Here is an 18,462-nt window from a genome sequence, read left to right as displayed (position 1 = left end):
CTATCTGCATCACGCCCTTTCTTATATCGCGATCTGAAGTCCGATGACTCGGAAGAGAAAGCTTACTTAGCCTCGAGCTGATGATAAGCTTCTCCCAGGAGGTCGATCAAGCTCGTCGCCGTGAGACTGCGCTCAGAATAGCGACCAGCATAAAGCTCTGCCGACAGCCCCACCAAGTGAAGGCCCAAGACTGCAGCTGTGATCGATTGGTAGCCTTGACCCAGAAGCCCTGCGATCACACCAGCGAGGACGTTGGAAACGCCTTGAGTTTGGAGACCGGTATTCCCCGTTGTGTCGAAGAAAGCCGTTCCCGTCGGAGCACATACTGCGGAGTAAGTGCCGCGAAGTATGACATAGACATCGCATTCCCGAGCCAGTTCGAGAGCACGCTCCAGACGCTCACGATCGGAGCGGAAGTCTCCGAACATAGCATCCATCTCCTGATGCGAAGCGATCAGGATGCTATTCTTCGGGAGCTTCTTCAGTAGCTTACGATCGCTTGAGAGTAGTGCGATGCCATCTCCCTCCAAGAGGAAAGGCCGCGAATACGAAGGAGTAAGCAGACTCTCTAAAAGATGGAGCGCTTCTTCATCTGTACCAAAGCCCTCCCCAATGACGACCGTCCGATAAGCATTGATTCCCGCGAGCAGTTTCGCCTCATGAGACGGCGTATAGACCGAGAGTTCGGGCAGGGTAAGAGAGAGAGGCAGTGCCTCCTCTGCAGGCACTAAGGCATGAAGCTCACTGCATCCCGCACGGAAAGCAGCTCGAGCAGATAGGAGCGTCTTCCCAATATGCCCCTTCACATAAGTCAAGAGAAGCGCCTTCTCTCGTGGAAGCTCAATGCTGAAGCGAGGACGCTTCTGCAGAGCCAGAGAGAGTGCCGCATCCTGCACGTGGTAATAAGCCGTATCAATCCCATGCTGTGCCTGCGGACTAATCCCCAGCGACAGGCACGACCAAGCTCCTACATAAGGCTCATTCTCTCTAAAGAAGAAGGCGAGCTTCGGGCTGTCAAAAGCGATCGTGCGCTCTGCGCAGATGACATTATCCAGCTTATTCCCCGAATTATCCTCGGCAAAGAGCCCCGAAGGCATCTCAATACTCACGATAGGAGCACTGGATTCGTTGAGGAATTTCACCAGCGCCACGTAGCCATCCGAAAGAGGGGTCTGTAGATCTGCACCGAAGAGCCCGTCAATGATCAGGTCTCCACTGGCGATCTTAGGAGGTGTGAAGTCCGTAAATACCTCTTCCAAGCGGAAGGTATCCCTTGGGAGGCGCTCACGAACAGCTTCACATTCGGACGAGAGCTTCCCTCCACGGTAGAAGAGGTAAGCAAAGACCGTATGCCCTCTACGTGAAAGTATCTGGGCAATACTCAGGGCATAGGCGCCACAGCGACCTGCACCAGCAAAGACATAAATCGAGCGACCACCGAGAGAATGGTGACGAAGGAGCTCACGCTCAAAAGCTACAGCCGCACGCTCGATATGATCCTGCGCACTTAGCTTATCCAACTGAGCAGCCTGAGCATAGAGGATATCCAGCTGCTTGCCCGAATAAATCTTCTGCATGAGAGTAGAGGAAGCTTATAAGTATATCCTATTGACGTGGTGACAGCAATTAGTCCATCGTCCCGCGAACGATACCACGCTCTGAGGTACGTACAAAGTCGAGGATAAGACTACGCTCGTAGCTCTCGGGGATCTCTTCCTCGATGACACGGAAAGCCTCACTATTGTTGAGCCCACGCTGGTAGAGTGTACGGTAGATATCGTTGATGCGGAAGATCTGCTCATTAGTAAAGCCACGACGACGCAGCCCAACGATATTGATACCGCAGTAGACGATGGGGTCACGACCAATGAGCGTGTAGGGAGGGATATCCTTGTTCACGCGAGATCCCCCTTGGATCATGACGTGCTTAGAGATACGCACGAACTGATGGACGAGTGAACCACCACTGAGGATAGCATAGTCATCGACCTCTACTTCACCAGCCAGCTGGGTAGCATTACCGAGGATGACGTGGTCACCAAGGACACAGTCGTGAGCGACATGCGAGTAAGCCATCAGGAGACAGTAGCTCCCGACGACCGTCTTACCGCGAGAAGCTGTACCACGATTGACCGTCACGCACTCGCGCACCATCGTGTGATCGCCGATGATAGCGACACTGTCTTCACCGACGAACTTGAGGTCCTGAGGGATACCAGCGATGACTGCACCCGAATGGATATGGCAATGTTTACCGAGACGAGCTCCGCTCTTGATGACGGCATGACTCTCGATGATACAACCTTCCCCGATCTCGGTATTCTCTTCGATGACGGCGAAGGGATGGACGATAACACCTTCACCCAGCTTAGCTTCAGGATGGACGCTTGCCAGTGGGCTTATGTTAGGATGTGACATAGACATATAGGTATATAGACAAGAGCCGCGCACACCCTATCCTCTCATTTAGAGGTAAGGAGTGGCGGCAGGCTCTTGTGGATGTATTTACTTATTCTTTGCGACCTGCGCCATAAACTCAGCCTCACAGACGAGCTTCTCGCCGACGAAAGCAAGACCGCGCATGTTGGCTACACCACGACGGATCTCACCGAGCAGACGGAGCTTGAAGACAAGAGTATCACCTGGGACGACCTTCTGACGGAACTTCACGTTGTCAATCTTCATGAAGTAAGTCGAGTATTTCTCGGGGTCTTCGATCGTATTAAGTACCAGGAGACCACCGACCTGTGCCATCGCCTCCACCTGGAGAACACCTGGCATCACAGGCTCCGTGGGGAAGTGTCCCTGGAAGAAGGGTTCATTGCCCGAAACACTCTTGACACCGACGATATAGTCCGTACCGATCTCGATGATCTTATCGACCATCAGGAAGGGATAGCGGTGTGGGAGGAGTTCACGAATACGGTTGACATCGAGAATAGGTGTCGTATTGGGATCGTAGAGAGGAGCCTGAGCTTCGTTGAGCTTAATATCCTTACGGATCTTAGCTCCCATCTCATTATTGATCTTATGCCCTGGGCAATAAGCCAAGATACGACCACGGATAGGACGACCGATGAGTGCGAGGTCACCAAGCACATCGAGGAGCTTGTGACGAGCAGGCTCATTGGGGAAGATAATAGGAGCATTATTGATATACCCAAGGGAGAGATCCGTACGACGTGTGACCTTCATAAGGTCACAGATCTTATCGAGGTTCTCCTGAGCCATAGGCTCGTCATAGATGACAAGCGCATTGTCCAGGTCACCACCCTTGATCAGATTATTTGCGAGAAGCATCTCTACTTCACGGACGAATACGAACGTACGGCAAGAAGCGATCTCTTTGTCGAAGTCAGCGAGGTCTTCAAGTGAAGCAAACTGATTGCTCAGCACAGGCGAGTCAAAGGAGATATGTACGTCGACACCGAACTTACTATCGGGAAGCAGGACAATACGTGAGCGACCATCAGCCGATACGACCTCCTGGCGACGCTTGACGATGTAGTGCTCTACTGGGAGATCCTGCTCTTCAAGACCAGCGGCATCAATACCCTCAACATAGAGACGAGCGCTCCCATCAAGGATAGGAAACTCAGGCGCATTGACTTCGATGTAGCAGTTATCTACCCCCTTAGCATAGAGAGCAGCCATAGCATGCTCTACCGTACTTACCGAGGCATCGCCCTTGACCAAGACAGTACCGCGCTCAGTCCCCTTGACGAACTCAGAGAGTGCAGGGATTTCAGGAGTGCCTTCGAGGTCAACACGACGGATGACACGCCCCGTCCCAGCAGGAGCAGGGAGGAGAGTGATCTGAATATCAAGGCCTGTATGTAAGCCCTTCCCAGAGAGAGAGAAGGGAGCTTTTAATGTCTTTTGCTTAGTCATAATACTCGTGCTCTTATAGTTGTTGTTTGAGTTCTGCAAGTTCTTTCTCAAGTGCCTGTAGGCGGCGGTACATATCGGGAAGCTTAGGTTGGATAACGAAGCTACGCATCGCCTCGCGAAGTGGCATCCCAGGAGAGCCCATGAGAGCCGTACCCGAAGCTACATTGCCAAGTACGCCTGTCTGCCCCGCCATCTCTACGCGGTCACCGATAGTGAGGTGTCCACCGATACCGACCTGTCCGCCAAAGCGACACCACTTTCCCACTGCCGAGGAGCCAGCCAAGCCAACCTGCGAAGCCATCACAGTATGCTCACCGACCTCACAGTTGTGAGCTATCTGGATGAGATTATCCAGCTTGACCCCACGACGGATGACCGTATTATCCATGACAGCTCGGTCGATACACGTATTGGCACCGATCTCGACATCATCCTCTACTAAGACGCTACCCAGCTGTGGTATCTTATGATAGCCATCAGATTCGGGAGCAAAACCAAAGCCATCTGATCCAAGTACAGCACCTGCATGGATGATACAGCGCGCACCTACTCGCACGCCATGATAGAGGGTAACCTGAGGATAGATCACCGTCCCCTCACCAAGCGTGACACCACGACCAATATAGGCGAAGGAGTGAACCTGACAGCCCCGACCAATCTTAGCTCCGGGCTCAATGACAGCAAAGGGAGCTACATAGACATCTTCACCCAGCTCTACATCATCAGCGATATGAGCCTTGGGCGAAATCCCTTGAAGACGAGGAGCACTCTGCTGCTCGACCAGCTGCATCAGCTGAGCTAAGGCAGCATAGGGATCCTCTACTCGGATGAGTGTCGAGGCAACAGGCTGCTTGGGAGCAAAGGTGTTTGCCACCAGCAGGATCGAGGCCTTCGTCGTATAAGCAAAGGATTCGTACTTAGGGTTAGCCAAGAAGGCAAGATCACCTGGCTGAGCCGACTCGATCTTTCCGAAGTTCGAAACGAGGACGGAGGCATCACCTTCGATGACGCCTGAGATGAGAGGGGCTATCTGTGAGGCACTAAACTGCATATAAGGTCTGTCTCGGACTAGGCTTAGGCCTCGATAAGCTTGCTCTTAATAAGGATCTCAGCCATCTGGCGACGTAGAGCCTCTGCCTCAGCAGCTGCTGCATTGGCAAAGGCCTCGGTATTGTCAGCATAGATGATACTACGTGAGGCATTCACAAGGAGACCACACTGGCTATTCAGACCAAAGCGAGCTACATCCTCAAGGCTCCCGTTCTGCGAGCCAACGCCAGGTACCAGGAGGAAGGCATCGGGTACGATGGCACGTACACGCTCCAGCATATCAGCCTTAGTCGCACCGACGACATACATCAGCTGATCGCTATTGCCCCACTCGGTACTGGTACGTAAGACGCGCTCAAAGAGGGCCTCTTCACCGCCATCGACGGGGAGCATCTGGAAGTCTGCTGCTCCGGCATTCGAGGTAAGAGCAAGAAGGATCACCCAGCGCCCAGCATACTTGAGGAAGGGCAAGACACTGTCACTTCCCATATAGGGAGCCACAGTCAGGGCATCGACCTTGAGGTGCTCAAAGAAGCTGCGGGCATACATATCGCTCGTATTCCCGATATCACCACGCTTAGCATCAGCGATGATGAACTGATCGGGATACTCTGACTGGATATAGGCAACGGTCTTCTCAAAGGCCTGCAAGCCGAAGGAACCCATACTTTCGTAGAAAGCAAGGTTGGGCTTGTAGGCTACGCACAGGTGCGCAGTGGCATCGATGATCCGCTTATTGAAGGCGAAGATAGGATCATCCTCGTCGAGGAGGAACTGAGGGATCTTACGGACATCCGTATCCAGCCCGACACAGAGGAAGGACTTCTTCCTCTTGATGTTCTCAAATAGTTCGTCTCTTGTCATAATCTCGGTATGCTATGGAGTTAGAAATAAGGAGGTAGCCCCCTTCTAACCTGTACTAATGATGATGTGTTAGAGGGCGGCTTCCTTCATTCGCTCGATATTCTCGGCGATGATAAGTTCGTCAATGATGGGTTGGATCTCTCCCGACATAATAGCGGAGAGATTGTAGAGGGTGAGATTGATGCGGTGATCGGTCACACGCCCCTGAGGATAGTTATAGGTACGGATCTTGGCTGAGCGGTCCCCCGTAGAGACCATCGTCTTACGACGTGCCGCGATCTCTTCATTATGCTTGGTAAGCTCGATATCGTAGAGCTTCGTACGGAGCATCTGCATAGCGAGCTCTCGGTTTGCCAGCTGCGTACGCGCCTGCTGACAGACGACGACGATACCCGTAGGCTTGTGGGTCAGCTGAACCTTAGTCTCGACCTTATTGACGTTCTGCCCACCAGCACCACCTGAGCGAGCAGTCTGCATCTCGATATCAGCAGGATTAAGGACGACGTCTACTTCTTCAGCTTCTGGGAGCACAGCTACCGAAGCAGCGGAGGTATGCACACGTCCCTGAGTCTCAGTCTCTGGGACACGCTGCACACGGTGCACACCGCTCTCATACTTGAGGATCCCATAGACGCCATCTCCCGTGACCGTGAAGATGATTTCCTTGTAGCCACCAGCAGTGCCCTCGCTCATGCTCGTGACCTCAGTAGTCCAGCCACGGCCTTCGCAGTAGCGTACATACATCTTATAGAGGTCACCTGCGAAGAGAGCCGCTTCATCACCGCCCGTACCGCCGCGGATCTCCATGACGACGTTCTTCGCATCCTCAGGGTCTGCAGGGATCAAGAGAAGCTTGATCTCCTCTTCGAGCGAAGGGATACGCTGCTCAGCCTCCTGCATCATCTCACGCGCCATCGCACGGAGCTCTGGATCGCTCTCAGCCTCCAGTGTATCGCGCCCCTCCTGGATATTCCCGAGGAGGTTACGATATTCCTTACCCTTATCAAGGATGCGCTCCAGATCACGATACTCTTTGCTGAGCTTCATGAAGCGCTTCTGATCGGCGATGATATCTGGTGCGGTGATAAGCGAAGTGATCTCTTGGAAGCGTATTTCCAAGCCTTCGATCCGGCTAAGCAGGTCGTTTTCCGTTGCCATTTAGGTCTATTGAATAGCTATTATTCATAGTTAAGCACTCCGAATGGGGAGTGGATAGTGAGGTGATTCTTCTCTGCAGCTTCGACACGCCCGATGATCTGGGCTGGTACTCCGAAGCTCTCGGAGATCTCGATGATACGGGCAGCATGCTCGGCGGAGACGTAGAGCTCCATACGATGGCCCATATTAAACACCTTGTACATCTCTGCCCAAGGCGTACCACTCTCCTTCTGGATCAACTCGAAGAGTGGTGGAATAGCGAACATATTATCCTTGATCACGTGCTTGCCTTCGACGAAGTGTAGCACCTTAGTTTGAGCACCACCGGAGCAGTGTACCATACCATGGATCTCAGGACGAAGCTCATCCAGAATTGCCTTGATGATCGGAGCATAGGTACGCGTAGGAGAGAGGATCAGGCGACCCGCATCCAGTGGAGTACCAGCGATAGGTTCGGTAAGAGCCTTCGAGCCACTGTAGACCAACTCATCGGGCGTAGCAGCGTCGTAGCTCTCAGGGTAGCGCTTTGAGAGTGAGTGCTCCAGCACATCATGACGAGCAGAAGTCAGCCCATTGCTCCCCATCCCCCCATTGTAGGAGGTCTCATACGAGGACTGCCCAAAGGAAGCCAGCCCAACAATGACATCACCAGCCTGAATATGAGCGTTGTCGATGACATCACTGCGCTTCATGCGGCAGGTGACCGTACTATCTACGATGATCGTACGTACGAGGTCACCGACGTCAGCCGTCTCACCACCCGTGGCATAGACACCAATACCTTGAGCACGAAGCTCAGCAAGGAGCTCCTCTGTACCATTGATGATCGCAGCGATGACCTCACCCGGGATGAGATGCTTGTTGCGACCAATCGTCGAGGAGACGAGGATGCCATCGACGGCCCCTACACACAGCAGGTCGTCAATGTTCATGATCAGCGCATCCTGCGCGATACCTTTCCAGACAGAGAGGTCACCCGTCTCACGCCAATAGATGTAGGCCAGCGAAGACTTCGTGCCCGCACCATCTGCATGCATGATGTTACAATAGGCTTCATCTCCCCCGAGGATATCGGGGATGACCTTACAGAAAGCCTTAGGATAAAGGCCCTTGTCTACGTTGCGTATGGCAGCATGCACATCCTCCTTGGAGGCTGAGACGCCGCGCTGCATATAGCGCTCGTTCATAAGTTTGTCGGGTCTGGTGCCGAGTGAAGGTTAGCGGAGGCGGAGCACATCCCCTTCCTCGGGGGCGTAGTCAGCATCCTTATTATTGAGTTTGTAGAGTCGATCAAGTCGGATACCATAGCGCTGGGAGATGTCGTGCATCGAGTCCCCTACGCGGACGGTATAGGTAGTGTAGCGAGCAGAGGCCTCCTTATTCTTTGGCTCAAGGTAGACGACGTCTCCCTCATTAAGAGGATAGTCCTCAGGAGTATCATTGTACTTAGCCAGCTTCTTTGCGGAGATCCCCATGTCAGCTGCGATACGCTCATAGGTATCATTCTGGTCAGCGAGCACATAGAGGAGGCCATAGCTGATATAGGAGGGGCGCATAGGTCTGTCATAGCTGCGCTGTGCCTCAGCAGGACGGCGAGCAGGCACAGGACGACCTGAGTACCACGTAGGATACTCGCCTCGGTCAAAGGCATAAAGCTCATAGTCCTCGATGACCTTGATCAGCATATTTGCATAGCCCTTATTCGTAGCATATCCGCAGAGCTGCAAGCCCTTAGCCCAACCGCGATAGTCGTCGTAGCGAAGAGCGAAGAGGCGCTGATAGCGACGCGCCTTGAGGAACTGAGAGTGGTCATCATAGCTCTCCTTCGCCGAAGGGTAGCTACGGAAGCAGTCATTGGGGTTGTCATCTCGGCGGTAGGTACGCTTACCTGACCAGGTCGAGTGACACTTGATACCAAAGTGGTTATTGTGATCTCGGGCCAAGGTGCTCGTCCCAGCACCCGTTTCTATAAGCCCCTGAGCCAAGGTAATACTGGCAGGGATCGCATGGCGACTCATCTGACGTCTAGCCTCGGCTTCGTAGATGCGGATATAATCCATAAAGGTTGGCTTGCGTAGCACCTGGGCAAAAGCCTCAAGGCCTCCGAAAAGGAGAACCGCAGCAAGAGCCAAGCTCAGTCGATATATAACGGAATGGCTGATTCTCATCATTGTTGTACAGTGAACATTTACTTGTAGATCTTCCATATCTATACAATGGCCACAAGTAGTGGCAAAGATACGAATTATATAGCTATCCTTCGGAGCATATCTGCAGGCTCCAATATAGGGTCGTGGTATGAAGCACTATTGAGCCCATTGCGCAAGGCCATCTCTTCACAGCTTGCCCTTCCCTCCTTCAAACTTCTCAGCTTAAAGACTCCGATTTTCGGGACTTGACTTTAAATTGTCAGAGTAATTGATAACAGTAACTCGCGTCCTCTCAATGAATAAGAGTAAGAATAGGTATTTATCCCACTGAAAACAGAGTAATTATAGCTTCGTTCATTGAAGATATTATTGAGTTCCAGAGTATAGCGTAGAGACTTATTGCTGTGAGTAAATCCAATATCGAATATACAAAGTCTCGCCCAATGACTTGGGGATATTTCTTTGGAGTTCATCTCGGAGGCGAGCTTAAAGCTCCACTTAGGCATAGGCTTTAAATCAATACGTAGGTCGTGTGTATGTGCCCTTAATGATTGTGTCCTATTTTTTATGCGACTAAACCCTTTATTGAGCGTATATGTATAGTTAATCTCAATGAACTTAAGTGGCTTTGAGACAACAGATGGCATCAGACTAAAACTACCACCTTCATACTCATAAATAACCCCATTCTGCATCATCGACTGATTACTACGGTTGTAAATACTCGTCAATGAGAGTTTCGTGTGAAGGCTTTGAATCTGTTTGGTGAGAGAGGCAAATATATTTAGGTTACTGATTCCATTGTCCTGAGGGATATAAGAAGTGTTTACCAAACCTGAAGATATCGTTTGGGAGGGTATCAGATTTCTATGCTGGTAGGTATAGGTGACCCCCGTATTGAAAAACCACATCTCTATAGGTAACCGAAAACGATAGTCTGTACTTAGATGTAGAGTTTTAGTTTGTGCAAGCATACCACTTCCTATACTTGCCGAGATAATATTATTCTGTACTGCTGATGTTAGCAAATCTGTTAATGCACCCACCCCCTCAGTGTATGCACCTTGCACTCTGAGGTCGGACAGAGCATTAAGCTTATAGCTTAAATAAATCGAGGGGTTGAATCTAAAATATGTCTTCCTATGTTGAGCCTGCCAAGTTCCCATATTGCGATAATTAATATAATCACTTGATAGGTCCAACCTCGCTCGAAATACATACTTCTGCAATGGATGCGTGTACTCGTATTCGGGGATGAAGGACAGAAGAAGATTATCTCCCTTTAAGTTATTGATAGCATTAGAGACTATAGTGCTATGGATAGATTGAGTTGAGAGCTCGTCTCTCTTGTACTGAATGGATATAGGGAAGCTTATACGAGACCTCTTTACTTCATAGGACGAAAATAAAGAAATCTTGGATAAAAACTGTTCACTGGCTGCCAGCTGCTCGAGCCCATTTGATAAGAGCATAATCTGAGCTGTCGGGGCAGTTGAATAACCAACTAAACTTGATACCCCCCACTGAGTATTGCCCTTTCGCCAACGTAAAGAGAGAGCATCAGAGAAACTAATATCCCTGTAGCGACCTTTTAGACCAGAATTCCCAAGGACCGAGGGCGAGGTCTCTGCTATATCCGAGCTAAGACAACTCGCCTTTATCGAAAACTTATTCTGGACGTAGCGTCTATCGCCATTATTCTTGTATTCTATCTCAAGGAATGGAGTATGCTTTCGTTCTGTTGGTGTGGTTTGTTGTTGTATAGTTATATTGGGGCGAGAAGAATCGACAAAGTCCAAGTTGTAACCATACTCATAGCGTGTTCGAGAGAAGCCATAGCCGACATTAGCCCTCAAGGTTGCATTTTCGGATAGTTTGCCAATAGTACTAAGGCTTGTCAAATAATCCCCAGGGAATATATAACGCTCGCGTTTGATGGGAGGGGTAGCTCCCGATATGTCACCAACAATCATTGATGCTAAGGTTGAAGCCTTCTCACTAGCTATATTATCTGTAGTATTATCGTTTGCAAACTCTTGAATATTCCCTGCCTTAAGTACCCCTATGACTTGAACTTGAGGCTTGAATATCATACCCGAACCAGAAGCTTGATAGAGAGCATTCTCCCCAATGCCCGCCACAAGGCTATAGCTCCCGACAGGTTTAATTTTGGCTTTCTGGGTTAGACTTATATTAAGTGCCACGTCATCGGTCAGTACACCTTTATCAATCTTGGCATCGGAGTGATTGCTTAGTACTTGTACCGATGACACATAGCTCGACGGAATATTATTAGTTGCAAGGTTATATTTACCGCCCAATAGGTCTAAACCTTCGATATAGAAGTTTGATATCTCCTTTCCCTGATACTTTATTTTCCCACTTTCTGCGACATCTATCCCTGGGAGCTTCTTAAGTGCATCCCTCAGTCTGTAGTCTCCCTCCCCTGAGAATGCCCGGAGGCTATATGTAAGAGTGTCTCCTCTTTGAGTCAAAGAGGGGGTCTTTACGGTCACTTCCTTGAGGATTGTCTGTTGGGGTGAGAGGACTATCGTGATATCTTTTGCCTCCGCCCCTAGTCTTATACTCTTCTTTTCAAAAGAGATATGACTAACAATGATATAGAGACTGTCAGCCTGGCCTTTTGTAGAGAGACTAAATTGTCCTCGCTCATCTGTAATAGAGATGGCTACTGTTTTTTTTTGCCCAATAGATAGCTGGATGCTAGCACCCTCTATGGGGTTCTTGCTAGCATCCATAACAACCCCACTTAGCAAAGTCTGAGCAGATACTGAGATACTCCAGACTACAGCAAGAGTGAAAGACAGCAATAGACGAGGCCAAGGCTTCATAATCACTCCTTTTCTATTGGGATATATCCATTTTCTCTTAGGCGTAATTGCATTCCGTTGATTAGTATAGAACGTCCCCCAGACTCTCCTTTTATAACGACCATGTCCGCGATACTTTCTGGCGGAAGATTAGCCATTGGATTCTCTTCAAAGCTATTCTTTGCTTTGAGGAATTTTGTTCGGGTAGTGGAGATTACATCCCCATACTGAGGTTCTACTATGTTTAAGTTTGCTTTCCTCAGCTGGATAGCTTCGAAGCAATGTACCTGCTCGCTATCGTAAACCTTTAGGATTAGACCTGGCAAGCTCGTAAATTTCCAAGGTCCAAACTGTAGAGGGATATCAGGAGCATACCATGCTACCCAAGACCTACCACCATACTCTGCTGTAGCTTTACGACATGGATAACCACTTATTGTATCCATACTGCTGTCATCTATCTCCCATACCATATTGACTTTATCCTCTTGATAAGTATAGTGGTTTGGGATAATGGTGCTATAGACCGAGAGTTTCCCTTTCGGGGTGTTCTGAAATACAGTTTGGTCAAAGAAGTAAGCAGACTTCCTTAGACGTGCTTCACCCATTTTGATTTGTTCATCAGGAGACTTCGTCTGTCGTAGGGAATCCAGCTGAAATGCAAGGTAATCTGAGAACAGTGCCGAAGTGCTTCCAATTTGGAGGATTGTAGAATAAACCTCTCGGTTACCATTGGGTGCCTTGACAGTGTACTCATATAGGCAGTCATAGCGAGACTGAGACTGACCAATAGCTTGTAGTTGGTATAGCAACAAGGCTATACACAGGATAATCTTATTCATACTTACACGTAGTTTAGAATTTCAGAGATGGTAATGCCACAGGGAACTTTAATACCTCATAGCCGATGCACGTCGCTCGTATCCACTGCGGGACTTTCCCTTGCTCCGTCGTGATCGAAGTGGAGGGCCCGCAGACTACCGCATGAGGCGAGAGCGCTCTCACAGAGACAGGCGAATAGACTATGAAGGGCTCGCTTCTTCATAATGGTATTATGAGCTATGGTAAGACGTTTGTGGCGTAGACTCGATGTCTTCAGATTCAGTTGTCTACCACAAACTTAGTAAAAGATATGCACACACGAAAGGAGCAAAGAAAGAGCCCCCTGACGCATGGCTATTTGCATGCATCAGGGGGCTTGCTGACTATACTTGCGAGGGGAGGGATACATACCACTACTTGTTCGTAGTGCAAACCAATAGTGGTTCATGAGTCAACCACTATTGGTCACTACTATGAACCTATAGTGATCCGCACGTCGACCAATACTGGTCGCCCCGCAGACCTATATTAGTCGTTGCTCCGCGTAGGGATAAAAGTTGCGGACGAGTGGCAGATAAGTTTGGACTACGTACGTGGATCTAATGTCTACGTACGTGGATATTTAGATTGACGTGCCTGGTCTTTAAGACTACGTACATAGATGCAGGAAAACCACTATGGCAAGGTGCTTTTTCTTCACGAGAATGGTACTTTTTCCTCCGCTGGATAAGAGGAATATTGGCTATAAGACGAAGGGCTTGCGTATCACTTCGGAGAGGTATATCGGGGAGCTGGGCGTGCGTATCACTTCGGAGAGGCATATCGGGGGGACTGAGCGTGCGATGCCTTGGCACTCTAAATAGGGGACAGGACTCTCGGCAACAGTCTCCTATTGGTATGGGATCTTCACCACTATAGCCTCACCACTAAAGCAATATAAGTATGGGGTGCATACCACTATTGGTATGCACCCCATACTTAATATTGGAACAAAGTCCCTATTGATGGATGTAAGCAATTATCTCCTCCCAGGCATCGGGATGGAACCACCGTATCTCGGGATCACGTCGCCACCAAGAGAGTTGCTTGCGAGCGTAGTGCCGGCTGTTTCGCTGAATAAGTCGCACCGCCTCGACAAAGTCAATATCACCATCAAAGTAGGAGAAGAGTTCCTTGTAGCCCACGGTGTTGAGCGCATTAAGGCTACGAAGTGGATAGACTCGCTGGGCTTCCTCCACCATACCCGCCTCGATCATCAGCTCGACGCGCTTATCAATTCGCTCGTAGAGCTCCTCACGATCTCGGGTGAGGCCGACCTTGACGATACGGAAGGGACGAGCTTTCTGCTGCCCCGTATGGAAAGAGGAGAAGGGGCGCCCTGTAGCAAGACACACCTCATAGCCATGGAGCACACGCTTGTAGTTCTTCGGATCAACCGCCTTATAATAGACAGAATCCAAGAGACGCAGCTCCGCAAGGATTCCGTCAAGCCCTTCCGCGGCATAGCGCTCCCAGACAGCTGAGCGAACCTCCTCGGGCACGTCTGGCATACTATCAATTCCCTTCGTGACAGCATCGACATACATCATCGAGCCTCCGGAGAGAAGTGCCGTGGAAGAAGAACTTTCAGCAAAGACTTGAGGCAAGAGCTCCAGGACTTCACTCTCGAAGGTAGCGGCACTATATGGCTCTGTGACCGACCTTGTCCCGACAAAATAATGAGGAACAGCAGCCCGCTCCTCATCGGAGGGGGCTGCTGTGCCTATAGGGATCTCACGGAAGATCTGACGAGAGTCTGCCGAGAGGATGCTGCAATCGAAGTATTGCGCGAGGCGAATACTAAGCGCCGTCTTGCCTACCCCTGTGGGGCCAACAAGCACGATAAGTGTAGGGAGATCCTCCTGCTTAGTAGAGGCTCTCTGCATCAGCGATGTCGAAGCCTTCAAGGTCGATATCCCCTTCATCGACGGATTCATCGGAGAAGAGTTCGTCATCCCATGGCTCACCCGTAGCAGGCGTTGCCAGACGGGAAGCTGCTACCTCAATGCTCTCCAGCTGCTTAGGAGCCTTACCCTCAGCCTTCGTGACGACAGGCTTATCAAGACTCTTGCCTGGGATTAGCTCTGCCAACTCGATAAAGAAGCCACGCTCGCTCAGCATATCGAAGACAAAGAAGAGGTGCTGTCCCTTATGATCCAGCAGATCTTCCAAGCGTGTATCAGCCATCAGGTAGCTATCCTCATCCGAAGAAGCTCCCATATCCATCATCGTGATCTCAAGCTCCTTCTGCCACTCCTCATCACAGATGTGGAAGGTCGTCAGCTCGTCACGAGCATAGCCCAGCGAGTCGAGGATAAAGTCATTCAACTCAAGGAAGGTGGCTTCGGAGTCGATCTGAAGCTCTCTCTTGAAGAAGTCATTCTCATCGGAGAGCATTAATAGGCGATATACCATAAGTCTAAGGGATTAGGCTACTTCGTCGGGGTTACAAGGCTGAGATAAAGCTCGTCGAGCTGCTCCTGATCGATCAGCGAAGGTGCATCGATCATCACATCACGCCCAGCATTATTCTTGGGGAAGGCGATGCAGTCACGGATACTATCCAGCCCTGCGAAGAGGGAGACAAAGCGATCCAAGCCATAGGCCAGACCACCATGAGGAGGTGCACCATACTTGAAGGCATTCATGAGGAAGCCGAACTGCTCCTGTGCCTTCTCGGGAGTGAAGCCTAAGAGGTCGAACATACGTGCCTGCAGCTTGCTGTCGTGGATACGGATCGAGCCGCCACCGACTTCTACACCATTGATGACCATATCGTAGGCATTCGCGCGCACAGCCCCTGGATCCGTCTCGAGCATAGGTACGTCCTCGGGCTTGGGAGAAGTGAAGGGGTGATGCATAGCGTAGAAGCGCTGAGTCTCTTCATCCCACTCGAAGAGGGGGAAGTCAACCACCCAGAGGCAGGAGAACTTTGTCTTATCGCGGAGACCAAGCTGATTGCCCACTTCAAGACGAAGCTCGCAGAGCTGCTTACGCACCTTCATCGCATCATCACCTGAGAGGATGAGGATCAGATCACCAGGCTTAGCCTGCATCGCACGTGCCAGCTCCTGCAGCGTCTCCTGACTGTAGAACTTGTCGACACTACTCTTGACCGTGCCATCAGCTTCGACACGAGCATAGACCATACCCTTAGCACCGATCTGCGGACGCTTGACAAAGTCAGTCAGAGCATCGAGCTGCTTACGCGTATAGCTTGCAGCACCCTCAGCGCAGATACCACCGATATAGGCGGCATCATCGAAGACGGAGAAGCCATGGCCGGAGAGCACGTCCTTGAGCTCGACGAACTCCATGCCGAAGCGTGTATCCGGCTTATCAGAGCCATAGCGCTTCATCGCATCGTGCCAGCTCATACGAGGGAAGGGCGTCTGAATATCGAGATCAAGCAGCTCCTTGAAGAGATAGCGGGTCATACCCTCGAAGATCGTCAGCACATCTTCCTGTTCGACGAAGCTCATCTCACAGTCGATCTGAGTGAACTCAGGCTGTCGGTCCGCACGAAGGTCTTCGTCACGGAAGCACTTGACGATCTGGAAATAGCGGTCAAAACCACTAACCATCAGCAGCTGCTTGAAGGTCTGAGGAGACTGGGGCAGAGCGTAGAACTGGTTAGGGTTCATACGGGAGGGCACGACGAAGTCACGAGCACCCTCTGGCGTAGACTTAATGAGGACAGGCGTCTCTACTTCGAGGAAGCCCTGACCATCAAGATAGCGGCGCACGGCGAGAGCGAAGCGGTGACGCAGCTCAAGATTGGAGCGTACGCAGCTACGACGCAGGTCGAGGTAGCGGTACTTCATACGCAGGTCGTCCCCACCATCGGTATCGTCTTCGATAGTGAAGGGAGGCACCTCTGCGGGATTGAGTACACGCAGCGTCTTGACGGAGATCTCGATATCCCCCGTAGGGAGCTTAGGATTCTTACTCTCACGCTCAGTGACCTCACCCGTGATCTGGATGACGTACTCACGGCCGAGCTTCTCTGCCTCTGAGACGAGAGCCTCGCCTACGTGAGCTTCATTGAAGACGAGCTGAGTGATACCATAGCGGTCACGAAGGTCGATGAAGGTCATCCCGCCCATACGGCGAGCCTTCTGGACCCAGCCAGCGAGCGTCACCTGCTCCCCGACATTACTGAGGCGCAGGGCGCCACAGGTAGTAGTGCGATACATATATTCTTTTTCCTTGATCGGTAGCCAGCCAGAGGCCTGCACACCGAGTGATAAGTGCTTGTTCTCTCTACAAAAATACAAAAGATTACGGGGGATTTATAGCGCAGGTAATAGATAGAGAGGAGTAAAGCACCATCGCATGATCCTCCACCGAGAGCGAAGCGCTATAGCTATACCTTAATACAGGGGTTATTAAAAGCAATGCGAGTAGAAGTGGATCCACTTCTACTCGCATTATATTCAGTCGGGATGACTGGATTCGAACCAGCGACCACTCGCCCCCCAGACGAGTACTCTAACCGGGCTGAGCTACATCCCGAGTGCTCTTGGAGACTCACCACTTGGGCTTTGTCCCTTTTGCGCTGCAAAGATAAGGAGAAGGTGGCTAACTACCAAATGTCTCGCGAAGAAAATCAAGCCCTTCCTTAATAACTCCCTCATCCGCAACCTCTACCGCCTCGATATTTCCAGGCTCGATGACGCCCATGAGTGTGATGGTGCCCGCAGAGTTCTTCTTATCATGCCGCATAAGACGAAGCAGTTCGGGGTAATCCTTGCAGGTATAGAAGAAGGGCGAGTAGAGCTCACGGGCCAAGGTCATCAGCTGACGGATGTACTCCTTGCTCGTCCCACGCTGGCGCATCGTGATATAGCTCTCGATGAGTAGTCCAAAGACTACGGCCTCACCATGTGGGAGCGTGCGGCGAAATTCATTCTGATGCGAGTAGGCCTCCAGTGCGTGCCCTACCGTATGACCGATATTTAGGATACGACGAAGCCCTCGCTCCGTAGGATCAGCCTCCACGACGGAAGTCTTGTAGGCAATACTCTTCTCAATGAGGGCCTGCCATTCGTCATCCATAAGGCCAACGGGGTCGCCAATATGACAGACCTCTCGCCAGGCCTCTCCTCCCATAAGGGTGGCATGCTTGACGACCTCACCATAGCCTGAGAGGAGTTCCTCCAAGGGGAGAGTGCGCAGGAAGTCAATATCGACGATGACCTCACGGGCAGGGTGGAAGGAGCCAATAAGGTTCTTCACTCCGAGGAAGTCAACCGCCGTCTTCCCCCCTACCGAGGCATCGACCATCGCCAGCAGTGTTGTCGGCACATAGACCGTCATGATGCCACGCATATAGGTCGAGGCAGCTAAGCCCCCTAAGTCAAGTAGGGCTCCTCCACCGATGAGGACGAGGGCACTACGGCGAGTAGCCCCCTCTTCGCTGAGCCAAGTCCATAGGAGGCCCAGCGACTCCGTCGTCTTGCACTCCTCGCCACCACGCAGCGTACGGTATGTAGCCTCGGGTAGTGCGGACTGCAGCTGTGGGAGGAGGTCGGGATGGAGCTCTGCGACACGCTCCTCCAGGACGATAAAGAGTCGATCGCAAGCCAGCCCCTCAGCGACTGAGGGGAGCTTGCGATCGAGTATCTGTGTACCGATGATCATCCGTACAGTGGGTA

At 51.1% G+C, this 18,462-nt stretch carries 14 protein-coding genes and 1 tRNA gene; all 15 read right to left on the bottom strand.

Annotated elements, in window-relative coordinates; genetic code table 11:
- Positions 1-62: 62 nt before the first annotated feature.
- Positions 63-1,577: an NAD(P)H-hydrate epimerase gene (locus tag HMPREF1121_RS00855; protein WP_044114255.1), complete on the bottom strand. Its 1,515-nt coding sequence runs from the start codon at positions 1,575-1,577 to the stop codon at positions 63-65.
- Positions 1,578-1,626: 49 nt separating this feature from the next.
- Positions 1,627-2,418, bottom strand: a complete 792-nt coding sequence (lpxA, locus tag HMPREF1121_RS00850; protein ID WP_009432919.1) for an acyl-ACP--UDP-N-acetylglucosamine O-acyltransferase — start codon at positions 2,416-2,418, stop codon at positions 1,627-1,629.
- 87 nt (positions 2,419-2,505) lie between these two features.
- The gene (locus HMPREF1121_RS00845; RefSeq protein ID WP_044114254.1) at positions 2,506-3,891 is read right to left on the bottom strand and encodes a bifunctional UDP-3-O-[3-hydroxymyristoyl] N-acetylglucosamine deacetylase/3-hydroxyacyl-ACP dehydratase; all 1,386 of its coding nucleotides are present in this window, start codon (positions 3,889-3,891) and stop codon (positions 2,506-2,508) included.
- Between the two features lie 13 nt (positions 3,892-3,904).
- On the bottom strand, positions 3,905-4,942 hold the full coding sequence (gene lpxD / locus HMPREF1121_RS00840; protein ID WP_044114253.1) for a UDP-3-O-(3-hydroxymyristoyl)glucosamine N-acyltransferase: 1,038 nt from the start codon (positions 4,940-4,942) through the stop codon (positions 3,905-3,907).
- A gap of 23 nt (positions 4,943-4,965) precedes the next feature.
- Positions 4,966-5,805, bottom strand: coding sequence for an orotidine-5'-phosphate decarboxylase (pyrF, locus tag HMPREF1121_RS00835; RefSeq protein ID WP_044114252.1), 840 nt, complete (start codon positions 5,803-5,805; stop codon positions 4,966-4,968).
- A gap of 69 nt (positions 5,806-5,874) precedes the next feature.
- Complete coding sequence (prfA, locus tag HMPREF1121_RS00830; RefSeq protein WP_009432978.1) at positions 5,875-6,963, bottom strand: peptide chain release factor 1; 1,089 nt, start codon at positions 6,961-6,963, stop codon at positions 5,875-5,877.
- 20 nt (positions 6,964-6,983) lie between these two features.
- Complete coding sequence (locus HMPREF1121_RS00825; RefSeq protein WP_044114688.1) at positions 6,984-8,135, bottom strand: AIR synthase related protein; 1,152 nt, start codon at positions 8,133-8,135, stop codon at positions 6,984-6,986.
- 45 nt (positions 8,136-8,180) lie between these two features.
- Positions 8,181-9,131 carry a glucosaminidase domain-containing protein gene (locus HMPREF1121_RS00820; protein WP_044114687.1) on the bottom strand — a complete coding sequence of 317 codons (951 nt, stop codon included), beginning with the start codon at positions 9,129-9,131 and terminating at the stop codon, positions 8,181-8,183.
- A 233-nt stretch (positions 9,132-9,364) separates the two neighbouring features.
- A complete protein-coding gene (locus tag HMPREF1121_RS00815) occupies positions 9,365-11,965 on the bottom strand; it encodes a carboxypeptidase-like regulatory domain-containing protein (RefSeq protein ID WP_052353534.1) in 2,601 nt (866 codons plus the stop codon).
- A 2-nt stretch (positions 11,966-11,967) separates the two neighbouring features.
- Positions 11,968-12,786, bottom strand: a complete 819-nt coding sequence (locus tag HMPREF1121_RS00810) for a GLPGLI family protein (protein ID WP_044114251.1) — start codon at positions 12,784-12,786, stop codon at positions 11,968-11,970.
- 978 nt (positions 12,787-13,764) lie between these two features.
- On the bottom strand, positions 13,765-14,691 hold the full coding sequence (miaA, locus tag HMPREF1121_RS00800; protein ID WP_044114249.1) for a tRNA (adenosine(37)-N6)-dimethylallyltransferase MiaA: 927 nt from the start codon (positions 14,689-14,691) through the stop codon (positions 13,765-13,767).
- Positions 14,672-15,220 carry an IS1096 element passenger TnpR family protein gene (locus tag HMPREF1121_RS00795; protein WP_044114248.1) on the bottom strand — a complete coding sequence of 183 codons (549 nt, stop codon included), beginning with the start codon at positions 15,218-15,220 and terminating at the stop codon, positions 14,672-14,674. The genes miaA and HMPREF1121_RS00795 overlap by 20 nt, the downstream gene beginning before the upstream one ends.
- Positions 15,221-15,237: 17 nt before the next feature.
- Complete coding sequence (gene aspS / locus HMPREF1121_RS00790; RefSeq protein WP_044114247.1) at positions 15,238-17,001, bottom strand: aspartate--tRNA ligase; 1,764 nt, start codon at positions 16,999-17,001, stop codon at positions 15,238-15,240.
- A gap of 244 nt (positions 17,002-17,245) precedes the next feature.
- A tRNA-Pro gene (locus HMPREF1121_RS00785) sits at positions 17,246-17,320 on the bottom strand.
- Positions 17,321-17,386: 66 nt separating this feature from the next.
- Positions 17,387-18,448, bottom strand: coding sequence for a 3-dehydroquinate synthase (aroB, locus tag HMPREF1121_RS00780; protein WP_052353532.1), 1,062 nt, complete (start codon positions 18,446-18,448; stop codon positions 17,387-17,389).
- Positions 18,449-18,462 lie beyond the last annotated feature (14 nt).

The sequence above is a fragment of the Porphyromonas sp. KLE 1280 genome, assembly GCF_000700805.1.
Taxonomy (GTDB): domain Bacteria; phylum Bacteroidota; class Bacteroidia; order Bacteroidales; family Porphyromonadaceae; genus Porphyromonas; species Porphyromonas pasteri.
The sequence above is the reverse complement of the archived record's forward strand: the minus strand, read 5'-3'. Positions and strand labels throughout refer to the sequence as shown.

Excerpts from the sequence above, each read along its gene's own strand:
- lpxA (WP_009432919.1), bottom strand. The coding sequence starts at position 2,418 with ATGTCACATCCTAACATAAGCCCACTGGCAAGCGTCCATCCTGAAGCT.
- HMPREF1121_RS00845 (WP_044114254.1), bottom strand. The coding sequence starts at position 3,891 with ATGACTAAGCAAAAGACATTAAAAGCTCCCTTCTCTCTCTCTGGGAAG.
- aroB (WP_052353532.1), bottom strand. The coding sequence starts at position 18,448 with ATGATCATCGGTACACAGATACTCGATCGCAAGCTCCCCTCAGTCGCT.
- lpxD (WP_044114253.1), bottom strand. The coding sequence starts at position 4,942 with ATGCAGTTTAGTGCCTCACAGATAGCCCCTCTCATCTCAGGCGTCATC.
- prfA (WP_009432978.1), bottom strand. The coding sequence starts at position 6,963 with ATGGCAACGGAAAACGACCTGCTTAGCCGGATCGAAGGCTTGGAAATA.
- aspS (WP_044114247.1), bottom strand. The coding sequence starts at position 17,001 with ATGTATCGCACTACTACCTGTGGCGCCCTGCGCCTCAGTAATGTCGGG.
- miaA (WP_044114249.1), bottom strand. The coding sequence starts at position 14,691 with ATGCAGAGAGCCTCTACTAAGCAGGAGGATCTCCCTACACTTATCGTG.
- HMPREF1121_RS00855 (WP_044114255.1), bottom strand. The coding sequence starts at position 1,577 with ATGCAGAAGATTTATTCGGGCAAGCAGCTGGATATCCTCTATGCTCAG.
- pyrF (WP_044114252.1), bottom strand. The coding sequence starts at position 5,805 with ATGACAAGAGACGAACTATTTGAGAACATCAAGAGGAAGAAGTCCTTC.
- HMPREF1121_RS00795 (WP_044114248.1), bottom strand. The coding sequence starts at position 15,220 with ATGGTATATCGCCTATTAATGCTCTCCGATGAGAATGACTTCTTCAAG.
- HMPREF1121_RS00815 (WP_052353534.1), bottom strand. The coding sequence starts at position 11,965 with ATGAAGCCTTGGCCTCGTCTATTGCTGTCTTTCACTCTTGCTGTAGTC.
- HMPREF1121_RS00810 (WP_044114251.1), bottom strand. The coding sequence starts at position 12,786 with ATGAATAAGATTATCCTGTGTATAGCCTTGTTGCTATACCAACTACAA.
- HMPREF1121_RS00825 (WP_044114688.1), bottom strand. The coding sequence starts at position 8,135 with ATGCAGCGCGGCGTCTCAGCCTCCAAGGAGGATGTGCATGCTGCCATA.
- HMPREF1121_RS00820 (WP_044114687.1), bottom strand. The coding sequence starts at position 9,131 with ATGAGAATCAGCCATTCCGTTATATATCGACTGAGCTTGGCTCTTGCT.